Here is a 13,873-nt window from a genome sequence, read left to right on the forward strand (position 1 = left end):
GTTGGCCCGGTGTCAGCGGGCGTGGCTAATGGAATCTTGTTATCCGTCCGAATCCAGTCAGCCCCGAAAGGCGTCATCGGACGAAAGGCGAAGGGCACGGACCCTTCGCCTTTTAAGCGTTTACGCGCCGACTGTGATCGGCCTTGCCAGAGGCGGGACGGCGGCGCTTGCAGGCGCGATACCGGCTTCGAACTCTGGACGGAAGTATTTGATGGCACTGCCCAACGGCTCCACGGCACCCGGTGCGTGAGCACAGAAGGTCTTGCCTGGGCCGAGGAAGCCGACCAGACCCAGCAGGGTCTCGATGTCGCCTGGCTGACCGCGGCCTTCTTCGATGGCCATCAAGAGCTTGACGCTCCATGGCAAGCCATCACGGCACGGGGTGCAGAAACCGCAGGATTCGCGAGCGAAGAACTGCTCCATGTTGCGCAGCAGGGAAACCATGTTGACGCTGTCGTCCACCGCCATCGCCAGGCCGGTACCCATTCGGGTACCCACTTTGGCGATGCCGCCGGCGTACATTTGTGCGTCGAGGTGTTCCGGCAACAGGAAACCGGTACCGGCGCCACCTGGCTGCCAGGCCTTGAGCTTGTAACCGTCGCGCATGCCGCCGGCGTAGTCTTCGAACAGCTCGCGAGCGGTGACGCCGAATGGCAGTTCCCACAGGCCAGGGTTCTTGACCTTGCCGGAGAAGCCCATGAGCTTGGTGCCCATGTCTTCGCTGCCTTCGCGGGCCAACGATTTGTACCAGTCAACGCCGTCGGCAATGATCGCCGGCACGTTGCACAGGGTTTCAACGTTGTTTACGCAGGTCGGCTTGCCCCACACGCCAACGGCGGCAGGGAAGGGCGGCTTGGAGCGCGGGTTGGCGCGGCGGCCTTCGAGGGAGTTGATCAGTGCGGTTTCTTCACCGCAGATGTAACGCCCGGCGCCGGTGTGCACGAACAGCTCGAAATCGAAGCCGCTGCCCAGAATGTTCTTGCCCAGCAGACCTGCCGCCTTGGCTTCTTCCACGGCACGGTTGAGGTGCTTGGCGGCGGTGGTGTACTCGCCACGCAGGAAGATGTAGCCACGGTAGGTTTTCAGAGCGCGGGCACTGATCAGCATGCCTTCGATCAGCAGATGGGGCAGTTGCTCCATCAGCATGCGGTCTTTCCAGGTGTTCGGTTCCATTTCATCCGCGTTGCACAGCAGGTAGCGGATGTTGATGGATTCGTCCTTGGGCATCAGGCCCCACTTCACGCCAGTGGGGAAGCCTGCACCGCCGCGACCTTTGAGGCCGGCGTCTTTCACGGTCTGGACGATGTCGTCCTGAGCCATGTCTGCGAAGGCTTTGCGCGCAGCGGCGTAACCGTTCTTGGCCTGGTATTCGTCGAGCCACACGGCTTCGCCGTCGTCACGCAGACGCCAGGTCAGCGGGTGAGTCTCGGCCGAACGCTTGATGCGGTTGGCAGGACCGAAAGATGTCAGGGTCATACGTAGCCCTCGAGCAGTTTGGCCACGCCGGCAGGCTGCACGTCGCCAAAGGTGTCGTCGTCGATCATCAGCGCCGGTGCCTTGTCGCAGTTGCCGAGGCAGCAGACAGGCAGCAGGGTGAAACGACCGTCGGCGGTGGTCTGACCCAGGCCGATGCCCAGATTGTTCTGGATTTCGCTGACCACCGACTCGTGGCCGCCGATGTAGCAGACCATGCTGTCGCAGACGCGAATGATGTGGCGGCCGACCGGCTGACGGAAGATCTGGCTGTAAAACGTCGCCACGCCTTCAACGTCGCTGGCCGGGATGCCGAGGATCTCGCCGATCGCGTACAGGGCGCCATCCGGCACCCAGCCGCGTTCTTTCTGAACGATCTTCAGGGCTTCGATCGACGCCGCGCGCGGGTCTTCGTAGTGATGCAACTCGTGCTCGATGGCCGAGCGCTCGGTTTCACTCAAGGTGAAACGGTCTGTCTGGATAAGCGTGCTGTTCATGCTTAGCGGTCCACGTCGGCCATAACGAAGTCGATACTACCCAGGTACGCAATCAAGTCCGCGACCATGCTGCCTTTGATCACCGAAGGGATCTGTTGCAGATGCGGGAAGCTCGGAGTGCGGATCCGGGTACGGTAGCTCATGGTGCCGCCGTCGCTCGTCAGGTAATAACTGTTGATGCCCTTGGTCGCTTCGATCATCTGGAAGGATTCGTTGGCCGGCATGACCGGGCCCCACGAAACTTGCAGGAAGTGCGTGATCAGGGTTTCGATGTGCTGCAGCGTGCGCTCTTTCGGCGGCGGCGTGGTCAGCGGGTGATCCGCCTTGTACGGGCCTTCCGGCATGTTGCGCAGGCACTGGTCGATGATCTTGATGCTCTGGCGCATCTCTTCGACGCGGACCATGCAGCGATCGTAGGCATCGCCGTTGGCGGCCAGCGGTACTTCGAACTCGAAGTTCTCGTAGCCGGAGTACGGACGCGCTTTACGCAGGTCGAAGTCGCAACCGGTCGAACGCAGGCCGGCACCGGTGACACCCCATTCCAGGGCTTCTTTGGTGTTGTACTGCGCGACGCCGATGGTCCGACCTTTGAGGATGCTGTTCTGCAGGGCCGCCTTGGTGTATTCGTCGAGGCGTTTTGGCAGCCATTCAACGAAGTCTTTCACCAGTTTGTCCCAGCCGCGCGGCAGGTCGTGGGCGACGCCACCGATGCGGTACCAGGCCGGGTGCAGACGGAAACCGGTAATGGCTTCGATCACCGTGTACGCCTTCTGGCGGTCGGTGAAGGTGAAGAACACCGGGGTCATGGCGCCGACGTCCTGGATGTAGGTCCCCAGGAACAGCAGGTGGCTGGTGATCCGGAAGAACTCGGCCATCATGATGCGGATGACGTCGACCTTCTCCGGGACCTTGATGCCGGCCAGTTTCTCGACCGAGAGCACGTACGGCAGGTTGTTCATCACGCCGCCGAGGTAGTCGATACGGTCGGTGTACGGGATGAAGCTGTGCCAGGACTGACGCTCGGCCATCTTCTCGGCGCCACGGTGGTGGTAACCGATGTCCGGTACGCAGTCGACGATCTCTTCGCCATCGAGTTGCAGAATGATGCGGAACGCACCGTGCGCCGAAGGGTGGTTCGGGCCCAGGTTGAGGAACATGTAGTCCTCGTTGGCCCCGGAACGCTTCATGCCCCAGTCTTCAGGACGGAAGCGCGCGGCTTCTTCCTCAAGCTGCTGCTTGGCGAGGTTGAGGCTGAACGGATCGAATTCGGTGGCGCGCGCCGGGAAGTCCTTGCGCAGCGGGTGACCTTCCCAGGTCGGCGGCATCATGATGCGCGACAGGTGCGGGTGGCCTTTGAAGTCGATGCCGAACATGTCCCAGACTTCACGCTCGTACCAGTTGGCGTTCGGCCAGATGCTGGTGACGGTCGGCAAGCTCAGGTCGCTTTCGGACAAAGCGACTTTGATCATCACGTCACTATTACGCTCAAGCGACATGAGGTGATAGAACACGGTGAAGTCGGCGCCCGATGGCAGCCCTTGACGCTTGGTGCGCAGACGCTCGTCCACGCCGTGCAGGTCATAGAGCATGACGTACGGCTTGGGCAGGTTGCGCAGGAAGGTCAGGACTTCGACAAGTCTGGCGCGCGCCACCCACAGCACCGGCATACCGGTGCGGGTCGACTGAGCGGTGAACGCTTCGGCGCCAAAACGGTTGTTCAATTCGACGACCACATCCTGGTCGTCTGCCTTATAAGGCGGGATGTACAGAGCGCTGCCTGTAGTCATGGTTATTTTTTCGCTTTCGGTCAACGTAAAGAATGAAGCCAGCTTCTCGTTTCTTTGTAAGAACAGACTGGATCAGACTTCGTCAGGGCTGCGCAGGTTGGTGACTGCGATTCGCTGTTCGCGGCGCTGTTCCTTTTGCGAAGGCATGTCGGCGCGATAAACGCCTTGGTCGCCAACGACCCAGGAAAGCGGACGACGCTCCTGTCCAATCGATTCCTGCAACAGCATCAAGCCTTGAAGGAATGCTTCTGGACGAGGCGGGCAGCCAGGTACGTAGACGTCCACGGGCAGGAACTTGTCCACCCCTTGAACCACGGAGTAGATGTCGTACATGCCACCGGAGTTGGCGCACGAACCCATGGAGATAACCCACTTCGGCTCGAGCATCTGCTCGTAGAGACGCTGAATGATCGGCGCCATCTTGATGAAGCAGGTACCGGCGATAACCATGAAGTCGGCCTGACGCGGTGATGCCCGGATCACTTCGGCGCCAAAGCGCGCGATGTCGTGGGGCGCCGTGAAGGCGGTGGTCATTTCCACGTAGCAGCACGAAAGGCCGAAGTTGTACGGCCACAGGGAGTTTTTACGCCCCCAGTTGACCGCGCCACTCAGCACGTCTTCGAGCTTGCCCATGAAAATGTTTTTGTGAACTTGATCCTCTAACGGATCGGAAACGGTTTCCCGTTCGCCAATCGGATACTGCTCGTTAGGAGCATCGGGGTCGATTCTGGTGAGATTGTATTGCATTGCCAAAGCCTCATTGTTTCAGCTTCGCCTGCCGCTTGCGACGAGCTTCCGGAGCCCAGTCAAGGGCGCCCACTCGGAACAGGTAGACAAGACCTGCCAACAGAATTGCTATGAAAACGAGAGCTTCGACGAATCCGGTCCAGCCGCTTTCGCGGACGGACACAGACCATGCAAAGAGAAAGAGGGCTTCGATATCGAAGATCACGAACAGCATCGCGACCAGATAGAATTTGGCTGAGAGCCGCAAGCGGGCGCCACCGGTAGGTAGCATGCCGGACTCGAACGGTTCGTTTTTGCTGCGGCCCCAGGCTTTTGACCCGAGGAGGCTGGAGACGCCGAGCATGAAGGCACACAGGCCGACTACACCCAGAAGGAAAATGGCAAAGCCCCAGTTGTGGGCCATGAGTCCTGTCGCTTCGGGCATGCTGGTAATCCTTAACAGAGAGCAAAGGTCTCTGAGCTTGATAAAGAAATAAGGCAGTGACGATATGTCGCAGCAATCAATCGCGCTGATTTTATGGCTAAACACCCGGCAAGTAAAATTCCTATAGCGAAATTATTTATTGGAATAAGGACATAGCGCACCTCCAATGCCCTGCAGGCCATGCGTTGCGGGCATTAGCCGGGATTCTGCCAATTATGTTTTGTAGGAAATGTAACGAACATAGTTGTCGCTAAATGATAATTAATATCGTTTGGAGTGGTTTTGTAACTGTTTAGCGGTGCAGTAATCAGGAAGTTGTCTTATATGCCTGTTACTGCAAGTAGCGGTGGCGCCAGTTTTAGCTGATTTTTCTGGCGTTCATACCGCTCTGGATCAATGTTTTTGTCCGGGCGACGTCGATCCCTGTAGGAGTGAGCCTGCTCGCGATAGCGGTTTGTCAGCTAGCACCTGCATTGACTGACCCACCGCTATCGCGAGCAGGCTCACTCCTACAGGGGGATTGTGGTCTTTGGGAAATCGGCAGGCAAAAAAAACGCCCCGAACCAGTCGGGGCGTCAGTCTTGCGGCTTTGCGGTTAGCTTTCCATCCGATCCGCAAAGGCCGTTTGCTCAGCGAAGCCGAATCAGTGGAACTGTTCTTCTTCGGTCGAACCGGTCAGCGCGGTCACCGAGGACGAGCCACCCTGAATCACGGTGGTCATGTCGTCGAAGTAGCCGGTGCCCACTTCCTGCTGGTGAGCCACGAAGGTGTAACCCTTGGCGGCGTCAGCGAATTCCTGCTCCTGCAGCTTCACGTAGGCAGTCATGTCGTTGCGGGCGTAGTCGTGCGCCAGGTTGAACATGCTGTGCCACATGTTGTGAATGCCGGCCAGGGTGATGAACTGGTGCTTGTAACCCATGGCGGACAGTTCGCGCTGGAACTTGGCGATGGTCGCGTCGTCCAGGTTTTTCTTCCAGTTGAAGGAAGGCGAGCAGTTGTACGACAGCAGTTGGTCCGGGTATTCCTTCTTGATCGCTTCAGCGAAGCGACGGGCTTCTTCCAGATCCGGCTTGGCGGTTTCGCACCAGATCAGGTCGGCGTAAGGCGCGTAAGCCAGACCACGGGCGATTGCCTGATCCAGGCCGGCACGAACCTTGTAGAAACCTTCCTGAGTACGTTCGCCAGTCACGAATGGCTGGTCGTACGGGTCGCAGTCCGAAGTCAGCAGGTCAGCCGCGTTGGCGTCGGTGCGGGCCAGGATGATGGTCGGCGTACCGGCAACGTCAGCCGCCAGACGAGCAGCGGTCAGCTTCTGTACCGCTTCCTGAGTCGGAACCAGTACCTTGCCGCCCATGTGGCCGCATTTCTTCACGGAAGCCAGTTGGTCTTCGAAGTGAACGCCGGCGGCGCCTGCTTCGATCATGCTCTTCATCAGCTCGTAGGCATTCAGCACGCCGCCGAAACCGGCTTCAGCGTCAGCCACGATTGGTGCGAAGTAGTCGATGTAGCCTTCGTCGCCCGGATTCTTGCCGGCTTTCCACTGGATCTGGTCGGCACGACGGAACGAGTTGTTGATGCGCTTGACCACGGTTGGCACCGAGTCCACCGGGTACAGCGACTGGTCCGGGTACATCGATTCTGCGGAGTTGTTGTCCGCAGCCACCTGCCAGCCCGACAGGTAGATCGCCTGGATACCGGCCTTGACCTGCTGAACAGCCTGGCCGCCGGTCAGGGCGCCCATGCAGTTGACGAAATCTTTCTCTGGGCGGAAGGACGGCTTGGCACCCTGGGTCACCAGGTTCCACAGCTTCTCGGCGCCCATTTTCGCGAAAGTGTGCTCAGGTTGAACCGAGCCACGCAGACGGACGACGTCAGCAGCGGAGTAAGTGCGAGTCACGCCTTTCCAGCGCGGGTTTTCAGCCCAGTCTTTTTCAAGGGCTGCAATTTGCTGTTCGCGTGTCAGTGCCATGGAGATAAACCTCGTCGCGTCTTTATGAAAAGTTGTTCTGCGGTGGAAAATTCCTGCGCTCGCTGACCAGAAGCTTAGGTGGTCAAGTCGGATTCGGCGGGGGAGGCGACGGGATGAACGATGGGCTCGAGGGGAAGTGAGCAGGTAAAGGCGGACTGCGGGCGCATTCAGGCGTCGTGGGCCTTGGTACGAACATCAGTGTGGTGCCGGGTTACCTAATAACGCTTCCGTCCCTCGGGACAACTTCGTTCCAGTCGACAACCTCGTCAAACACACCTTGTGGGCGGTACAGACACGAAGCGGTTCGCGGGGTAGGTGCGAACATCGCTTCGAAGGCCCTTGCCAGGGCCTCTGATTAGCGGGAGCGAGGCCATCATGCCTTCGCTTTTTTGGTCCGTCAAACGTTTTGTAGTGCTTTTTTTCAAGCACTACATCTTTCGTCTAATACGACTAATCAGTCAGTTTTCGGTGCTTTAGTCCAGGGAATCGACTTTGACCCGCAGCGTCATGTCATCCCGGCCTTGAGTCGAGTAGCTGCGGGTCGCGCCCTGTTTGTCGGCCTGGGTTTCGCGGTTCACCCCGGCCAGGGTGATCCATTCGCCCAAGCGTCCGCTGACGGTTGTGTCGGTACTTTGCACGTTCACTACATCGGGACGTTCCTGGCTCATTCGGTCACGATTGGTGCTGATCGCCAGATGAACGATGTCGCCGGTGACGCTGGCTGTCACGTAGAAACCCTGGGTGACGTTGCGATATTGCGTCTGGCTGCTGTAATCGCCGTAGGAATTGCTCTGGCTGCTGGTGATCGGCACGCTCTGGCCGACCTGGATCAGCGCCGGCGCGCCCTCGCTGGCCTGAATCTGCTGGATGCCGCCATCACGGCTGGCGGTGCTGTAGTTGATGATCCGGGTTTGTTGATCGCCAGTGTTCTGTTGGTTGTTTTCGTTGGTGTCGACCGTGATCAGCAGGCGCTTGGGTGCAGTGTCGAGCTGGGTGATCAGCGCTTTGACTTCCTGGATCTTGTCAGGCTCAGCCTTGATGATCAGTTGGTTGCCGTAGGCGCTGACCTGGCCGTCCTTGCCGATGAAGTCCTGCGCCATCGGCAGCATGTCGGCACTGGTGCGGTACTTGAGAGGCACGATTTCTGTGGCTGCCATCACCGACAGGCTGCAGCCGAGCAGCAGGGTGGTGAGCAGGGTGCGTAGGGACATGTCCGTTATCTCCGCTTTCGAAAGGCTTGATATTGCCAGTTTGTCGGCCCGGGGTGGGGCAAGTTGAATCGTAGACAGCAAAACGCCCCGGCATCGGTTGATGTCGGGGCGTTTTGTGGTGTTTTTGCTGGCCTCTTCGCGAGCAAGCTCGCTCCCACATTGAATCTCTGTCTGACACACAATCTGTGTCTAATGCAGATCAACTGTGGGAGCGACCTTGCTCGCGAAAGCCGCGCCGCGGTCTCAGGCCGAATGGCGAACCATATCGACATGCGGAATCCCGGCTTCAAGGAATTCCTCGCTGACCAGGCTGAAGCCCAAACGCTCATAGAACGCCGTGGCCTGTACCTGGGCGCTGAGCATCTGCTGCTGCAGGCCACGGGCTTCGGCTTCAGCGATGACCGCTTGCATCAGCGCATCGCCTACCTTCATGCCGCGCCAGTCCTTCAGCACCGAAACCCGGCCAATGTGCCCGTCGGGCAGCAGGCGGGCGGTGCCGATCGGAAAGTCGCCTTCGAACGCCAGAAAATGCACGGCGGTCGCGTCATCGGCGTCCCATTCAAGCTCGGGTGGCACCGATTGTTCGGCGATGAACACCGTTTCACGAATGCGCCGGATCTCGGCGTTGTCCTTTTGCCAGTCTGCGACACGTACGCGAATCTTATTCATCGGCAAATCCCAGGCTGCCTTGTTTGACCAGCTCGCACAGCAGGCCGCGACCGTCTTCGTCGTTCAGCCACTCGCCGAGGTTGTCGACGTGCAGCGCATCGGCGGCGCAGATCATCTTCAGCAGCTCGCGCAGCTTGCCCGGCAGGTAACGGCTCTGGCCGCTGGCGAACAGCAGCAGGTCGTCATCGACTTCCGACCAGGCCAGGCGCGCACTCGGGTTGCGGATCAGCACCGCGCCGTCTTGCAGGGCATTGAGGAAGTCATCTTCTTCAACGTCTTCCGGGCCAACCACCAGTTCCGGGTAGCGCGGCTCGGTCATGTACTGGCCGAACCAGGTCAGCAGCAGGCGCTCGTCGCTCATGTGCTCGGCGAGCAGGCTTTTCAGGCGGCCGAGTGCGTCGTGCTGGATCTGATGTGGATCATCGCTGACCGGTTTCGCATCGGCGTCGGTGTAGCGTTCTTCGTCAGTCAGGAACTGGCTGAGGAAATCGGTGAAGTGGGTCAGCACTTCCGAGGCGCTTGGGGCGCGGAAGCCGACCGAGTAGGTCATGCAGTTGTCCACGGCGACACCGCAGTGAGCCAGGCGCGGCGGCAGGTAGAGCATGTCGCCCGGTTCCAGCACCCACTCTTCGGTCTCGTGGAATTCGGCGAGAATGCGCAGATCCGCGTGTTGCAGCAGCGGGCTCTCGGAGTCGCACATCTGGCCGATCTTCCAGTTGCGCTGGCCGTGGCCTTGCAGCAGGAACACGTCGTAGTTGTCGAAGTGCGGACCAACGCTGCCACCCGGGGCGGCGAAGCTGATCATTACGTCATCGACGCGCCAGCTCGGCAGGAAGCGGAAGTTTTCCAGCAGCTCGCTGACTTCCGGGACGAATTGATCAACGGCCTGAACCAGCAGCGTCCACTCTTTTTCCGGCAGTTTGCTGAATTCGTCTTCGGCGAACGGGCCGCGACGCAGCTCCCACGGACGCTCGCCGTGCTCGATCACCAGGCGCGACTCGACCTCTTCTTCCAGGGCCAGGCCGGCCAGTTCATCGGCGTCGATCGGGCTTTCGAAGTCAGGAATGGCCTGACGGATCAGCAGCGGCTTTTTCTGCCAGTAATCGCGCATGAATTCGCGCGCCGTGAGACCGCCCAGAAGTTGAAGAGGAGTATCAGGATTCATGTGTAACCTATTGAAAAAAAGCATTTTTCAGACGGGAATAAAAACGCCCGGCGCGGCCGGGCGTCTCAAACGGGTCAAGCGGTGAATCAGATGCGTTTGGCTTGCGCCACAGCGTTGCCGATGTAGTTGGCCGGAGTCAGCTGTTTCAGCTCGGCTTTCGCTTCGGCTGGCATGTCCAGGCCGTCGATGAAAGTCTGCAGCGCTTCCGGGCTGATGCCCTTGCCGCGGGTCAGTTCTTTCAGCTTTTCGTACGGGTTTTCGATGTTGTAGCGGCGCATCACAGTCTGGATCGGCTCGGCCAGCACTTCCCAGCAGGCGTCGAGGTCAGCAGCAATCTTCTGCTCGTTGAGCTCCAGTTTGCTGATGCCTTTGAGGCTGGCTTCGTAGGCGATCACGCTGTGAGCGAAGCCCACACCGAGGTTGCGCAGTACGGTGGAGTCGGTCAGGTCGCGCTGCCAGCGGGAGATCGGCAGTTTGCTCGCCAGGTGCTGGAACAGTGCGTTGGCGATGCCCAGGTTGCCTTCGGAGTTTTCGAAGTCGATCGGGTTGACCTTGTGCGGCATGGTCGACGAACCGATTTCGCCAGCGATGGTGCGCTGCTTGAAGTAACCCAGGGAGATGTAGCCCCAGATGTCACGGTCGAAGTCGATCAGGATGGTGTTGAAGCGTGCGATCGCGTCGAACAGCTCGGCGATGTAGTCGTGCGGTTCGATCTGCGTGGTGTACGGGTTGAAGCCCAGGCCCAGCTCGTCTTCGATGAAGGCGCGGGCGTTGGCTTCCCAGTCGATCTGCGGGTAGGCCGACAGGTGCGCGTTGTAGTTGCCCACGGCACCGTTGATCTTGCCCAGCAGCGGCACGGCAGCGACTTGAGCGATCTGACGCTCGAGACGGTAAACCACGTTCGCCAGTTCTTTGCCCAAGGTGGTCGGCGAGGCCGGCTGACCGTGGGTGCGCGACAGCATCGGCACGTCGGCGAAACGGATCGCCAGTTCGCGGATGGCGTTGGCGGTCTGGCGCATCAGCGGCAGCATCACGTCGTCACGGCCTTCGCGCAGCATCAGGGCGTGGGACAGGTTGTTGATGTCTTCGCTGGTGCAGGCAAAGTGGATGAATTCGCTGACCTTGGCCAGCTCCGGCAGCTTGGCCGCCTGCTCCTTGAGCAGGTATTCGATCGCCTTGACGTCGTGGTTGGTGGTGCGCTCGATCTCTTTGACGCGCTCGGCGTGCTCCAGCGAGAAGTTTTCAGCCAGTTCATTGAGAACGGCGTTGGCCTCGGCGGAGAAGGCTGGCACTTCCGGGATGCCGGCGTGGGCGGCCAGGCGCTGGAGCCAGCGCACTTCAACCAGGACGCGGGCACGGATCAGGCCGTACTCGCTGAAAATCGGGCGCAGGGCCTGGGTTTTGCCGGCGTAGCGGCCGTCAACAGGGGAAACCGCAGTGAGCGAAGAGAGCTGCATGGGGTGTTCTCGGACAGTCGGGCAACGAAATGGGGCGCGTATCATACATGAAAAAATCCGCCGGTCCGTTGCCAACTGACCGGCGTATTACGCGCTACAGACTACAAAACTTTTATTGCGCGACGATTTACTCGCTGCGCATCAACGGATACAGCTCTTTGAGCAGCTTGCGCCGGCTGATCACCAACTGCCAGCGGTGCCCGCCGAGCTGTCGCCACAGGCGTGCCGAACGGATGCCGGCCAGCAGCAGGGCGCGGATCTTCGAGGCGTTGCTCGGTTGCTGCAGGTTGCGCATGTCGCCATGTACCTGAATCCGCTGGCGCAGTGTGCTCAGGGTGTCCTGATACAGCGCACCGCAGGCGGCGATCACGTTTTCGTGGGCCGGGCCGAAGTGTTCGACTTGCGATTGGATCTGCGGCAGGCGCTTGCCAATGGTGTCGAGCATGTCGTCACGTTTGGCCAGTTGGCGTTCCAGGCCGAGCATCGACAGGGCATAGCGCAGCGGTTCGCGTTGCAGGGTGCTCGGGTCGCGCTCGAGAGCGCCGATCAATGCCCGATAACCCTCGCGCAGATTGAGGTCGTCGCCACCGTACACATCCAGTGTGTCTTTCGGGTCGCGCACCAGCAGGCTGCCGAGCATGCAGCTCAGGCCGGCCTCACTGGTCTGCCCGGTCTTGGCAATGCGGTCGACCAGCACGGCGGCGAGAAACACGCCGCCCAGCGCCGTCAGTTGCTCCTGAGTCGGGCTCATGCCTGGCCGCTCCACGGCTCGGCGACTTCGATCACGCCGCCACCGAGGCAGATTTCACCGTCGTAGAACACCACGGACTGGCCCGGGGTCACTGCGCGTTGCGGTTCGTCGAACACGGCGCGGTAGCCGCTGACGGTTTTTTCCAGGGTGCAGGCCTGATCACTCTGGCGATAACGCACTTTGGCGGTGAGGCGCAGCGGCTGGCTCAGGTCGATCGGGTTGACCCAATAGATTTCCGAAGCGAGCAGGGCGCTGGAGAACAGCCACGGATGGTTGTTGCCCTGGCCGACGATCAGCTCGTTGGTGTCCAGATCCTTGCGCAGCACGTACCACGGCTCGTCGCCGGCATCTTTCAGGCCGCCGATGCCCAGGCCCTGACGCTGGCCGATGGTGTGGTACATCAAGCCGTGGTGACGGCCGATGACTTCGCCTTCGGTGGTCTTGATCTCGCCCGGTTGCGCCGGCAGGTATTGCTTGAGGAAGTCGCTGAAACGTCGCTCGCCGATGAAGCAGATCCCGGTGGAATCCTTCTTCTTGGCGGTCGCCAGCTCGTATTTCTCGGCAATGGCGCGAACTTCGGGCTTTTCCAGTTCACCGACCGGGAACAGGGTCTTGGCGATCTGTTCGCCGCCGACAGCGTGCAGAAAGTAGCTCTGGTCCTTGTTCGGGTCGAGGCCCTTGAGCAGTTCGGTACGACCATCGATGTCGCGACGGCGCACATAGTGGCCGGTGGCGATCAGGTCGGCGCCAAGCATCATGGCGTAGTCGAGGAACGCCTTGAACTTGATCTCGCGGTTGCACAGGATGTCCGGGTTCGGCGTGCGACCGGCCTTGTATTCGGCCAGGAAGTGCTCGAACACGTTGTCCCAGTACTCGGCGGCGAAGTTGGCGGTGTGCAGCTTGATGCCGATCTTGTCGCACACGGCCTGGGCATCCGCCAGGTCGTCCATGGCGGTGCAGTATTCCGTTCCGTCGTCTTCTTCCCAGTTCTTCATGAACAGGCCTTCCACCTCGTAACCCTGCTCGATCAGCAGGAGAGCGGAAACGGAAGAGTCCACGCCGCCGGACATGCCGACAATGACGCGCTTCTTGGATGTGTCAGAAGGGGCTGGATCACGCATAGGGATTCAATGAGTGTCTTGAAAAAGGACGCGATTCTATCAGGCTCACGGCCTCAAGGCTAAAGAGAAGGGCGGATCAGTTCGAGACTGAAGTGATGGCCGGCCAGATAGTCGTCGATGCAACGGATGATCAGCTCGCTGCGCCAGTTGTCGCGCTGGGCGATTAATTCGCTGCGGGTCAACCACTTGGCGCCGACGATGCCATCGTCGAGTTGATAGTCCGGGTGGTGTTTCACCGCTTTGGCGCTGAAGCACACGCGTTGATAAGTCACGCCGTTGCTCGGCGCGGTGTACAGGTAAATCCCGACCACGCCGGTGGGTTCGACGTCCCAGCCGGTTTCCTCGAGGGTTTCGCGGACGGCAGCTTCGATCAGGGTTTCGTTCGGATCAAGGTGGCCGGCCGGCTGATTGAGCACGTTACGCCCGGCCTTGTGTTCTTCGACCATCAGGAAGCGGCCGTTGTCTTCGACGATGGTGGCGACGGTGATGTGGGGGAGCCACTCCATAAAACCTTCCTCAATATCCAGATTAAAACTCAATCCCCCTGTGGGAGCGGGCTTGCTCGCGAATGCGGTGGGTCAGTCAATGACAATGTTGAATGA

Annotated in this window: 13 protein-coding genes; all 13 read right to left on the minus strand. The window is 60.0% G+C overall.

Annotated features, from left to right (window positions below):
- Positions 1 to 120: 120 nt before the first annotated feature.
- The 13 genes from nuoF to V9L13_RS03125 all read right to left on the minus strand — a co-directional run bounded on the left by nuoF (position 121) and on the right by V9L13_RS03125 (position 13,777).
- Positions 121 to 1,476, minus strand: coding sequence for an NADH-quinone oxidoreductase subunit NuoF (gene nuoF, locus V9L13_RS03065; protein ID WP_103520971.1), 1,356 nt, complete (start codon positions 1,474 to 1,476; stop codon positions 121 to 123).
- On the minus strand, positions 1,473 to 1,970 hold the full coding sequence (gene nuoE, locus V9L13_RS03070; protein ID WP_003223804.1) for an NADH-quinone oxidoreductase subunit NuoE: 498 nt from the start codon (positions 1,968 to 1,970) through the stop codon (positions 1,473 to 1,475). The genes nuoF and nuoE overlap by 4 nt, the downstream gene beginning before the upstream one ends.
- 2 nt (positions 1,971 to 1,972) lie before the next feature.
- A complete protein-coding gene (gene nuoC, locus V9L13_RS03075) occupies positions 1,973 to 3,757 on the minus strand; it encodes an NADH-quinone oxidoreductase subunit C/D (RefSeq protein WP_338801426.1) in 1,785 nt (594 codons plus the stop codon).
- A 72-nt stretch (positions 3,758 to 3,829) separates the two neighbouring features.
- Entirely contained in the window at positions 3,830 to 4,504 is a 675-nt protein-coding gene (locus V9L13_RS03080; protein WP_003223809.1) for an NADH-quinone oxidoreductase subunit B, read from the minus strand.
- Positions 4,505 to 4,514: 10 nt separating this feature from the next.
- Complete coding sequence (locus tag V9L13_RS03085) at positions 4,515 to 4,928, minus strand: NADH-quinone oxidoreductase subunit A (RefSeq protein WP_003223812.1); 414 nt, start codon at positions 4,926 to 4,928, stop codon at positions 4,515 to 4,517.
- A 643-nt stretch (positions 4,929 to 5,571) separates the two neighbouring features.
- Positions 5,572 to 6,897 (minus strand): isocitrate lyase, encoded by a 1,326-nt coding sequence (gene aceA / locus V9L13_RS03090; RefSeq protein ID WP_003223815.1) that lies wholly within the window; start codon positions 6,895 to 6,897, stop codon positions 5,572 to 5,574.
- 473 nt (positions 6,898 to 7,370) lie between these two features.
- On the minus strand, positions 7,371 to 8,108 hold the full coding sequence (locus V9L13_RS03095) for a secretin N-terminal domain-containing protein (protein ID WP_201138135.1): 738 nt from the start codon (positions 8,106 to 8,108) through the stop codon (positions 7,371 to 7,373).
- Positions 8,109 to 8,351: 243 nt separating this feature from the next.
- On the minus strand, positions 8,352 to 8,777 hold the full coding sequence (locus V9L13_RS03100) for a GNAT family N-acetyltransferase (RefSeq protein WP_003223818.1): 426 nt from the start codon (positions 8,775 to 8,777) through the stop codon (positions 8,352 to 8,354).
- A complete protein-coding gene (locus V9L13_RS03105; protein ID WP_003223820.1) occupies positions 8,770 to 9,942 on the minus strand; it encodes a cupin domain-containing protein in 1,173 nt (390 codons plus the stop codon). Before V9L13_RS03105 ends, V9L13_RS03100 begins: the two co-directional genes overlap by 8 nt.
- An 86-nt stretch (positions 9,943 to 10,028) precedes the next feature.
- A complete protein-coding gene (gene purB, locus V9L13_RS03110; RefSeq protein WP_003223822.1) occupies positions 10,029 to 11,399 on the minus strand; it encodes an adenylosuccinate lyase in 1,371 nt (456 codons plus the stop codon).
- A gap of 127 nt (positions 11,400 to 11,526) precedes the next feature.
- Entirely contained in the window at positions 11,527 to 12,150 is a 624-nt protein-coding gene (gene hflD, locus V9L13_RS03115; RefSeq protein ID WP_003223824.1) for a high frequency lysogenization protein HflD, read from the minus strand.
- Positions 12,147 to 13,271, minus strand: coding sequence for a tRNA 2-thiouridine(34) synthase MnmA (gene mnmA, locus V9L13_RS03120; RefSeq protein ID WP_338801427.1), 1,125 nt, complete (start codon positions 13,269 to 13,271; stop codon positions 12,147 to 12,149). Before mnmA ends, hflD begins: the two co-directional genes overlap by 4 nt.
- A gap of 59 nt (positions 13,272 to 13,330) precedes the next feature.
- Positions 13,331 to 13,777, minus strand: a complete 447-nt coding sequence (locus V9L13_RS03125; RefSeq protein WP_003223828.1) for an NUDIX hydrolase — start codon at positions 13,775 to 13,777, stop codon at positions 13,331 to 13,333.
- Between the last annotated feature and the right edge of the window lie 96 nt (positions 13,778 to 13,873).

The sequence above is a fragment of the Pseudomonas sp. RSB 5.4 genome (assembly GCF_037126175.1).
Lineage (GTDB): Bacteria > Pseudomonadota > Gammaproteobacteria > Pseudomonadales > Pseudomonadaceae > Aquipseudomonas > Aquipseudomonas fluorescens_H.

What these genes read in the sequence shown, in the direction of transcription:
- purB (WP_003223822.1), bottom strand. Translation starts at nt 11,399, where the DNA reads ATGCAGCTCTCTTCGCTCACTGCGGTTTCCCCTGTTGACGGCCGCTAC.
- nuoF (WP_103520971.1), bottom strand. Translation starts at nt 1,476, where the DNA reads ATGACCCTGACATCTTTCGGTCCTGCCAACCGCATCAAGCGTTCGGCC.
- nuoE (WP_003223804.1), bottom strand. Translation starts at nt 1,970, where the DNA reads ATGAACAGCACGCTTATCCAGACAGACCGTTTCACCTTGAGTGAAACC.
- V9L13_RS03080 (WP_003223809.1), bottom strand. Translation starts at nt 4,504, where the DNA reads ATGCAATACAATCTCACCAGAATCGACCCCGATGCTCCTAACGAGCAG.
- V9L13_RS03125 (WP_003223828.1), bottom strand. Translation starts at nt 13,777, where the DNA reads ATGGAGTGGCTCCCCCACATCACCGTCGCCACCATCGTCGAAGACAAC.
- V9L13_RS03095 (WP_201138135.1), bottom strand. Translation starts at nt 8,108, where the DNA reads ATGTCCCTACGCACCCTGCTCACCACCCTGCTGCTCGGCTGCAGCCTG.
- mnmA (WP_338801427.1), bottom strand. Translation starts at nt 13,271, where the DNA reads ATGCGTGATCCAGCCCCTTCTGACACATCCAAGAAGCGCGTCATTGTC.
- aceA (WP_003223815.1), bottom strand. Translation starts at nt 6,897, where the DNA reads ATGGCACTGACACGCGAACAGCAAATTGCAGCCCTTGAAAAAGACTGG.
- nuoC (WP_338801426.1), bottom strand. Translation starts at nt 3,757, where the DNA reads ATGACTACAGGCAGCGCTCTGTACATCCCGCCTTATAAGGCAGACGAC.
- V9L13_RS03100 (WP_003223818.1), bottom strand. Translation starts at nt 8,777, where the DNA reads ATGAATAAGATTCGCGTACGTGTCGCAGACTGGCAAAAGGACAACGCC.
- V9L13_RS03105 (WP_003223820.1), bottom strand. Translation starts at nt 9,942, where the DNA reads ATGAATCCTGATACTCCTCTTCAACTTCTGGGCGGTCTCACGGCGCGC.
- V9L13_RS03085 (WP_003223812.1), bottom strand. Translation starts at nt 4,928, where the DNA reads ATGCCCGAAGCGACAGGACTCATGGCCCACAACTGGGGCTTTGCCATT.
- hflD (WP_003223824.1), bottom strand. Translation starts at nt 12,150, where the DNA reads ATGAGCCCGACTCAGGAGCAACTGACGGCGCTGGGCGGCGTGTTTCTC.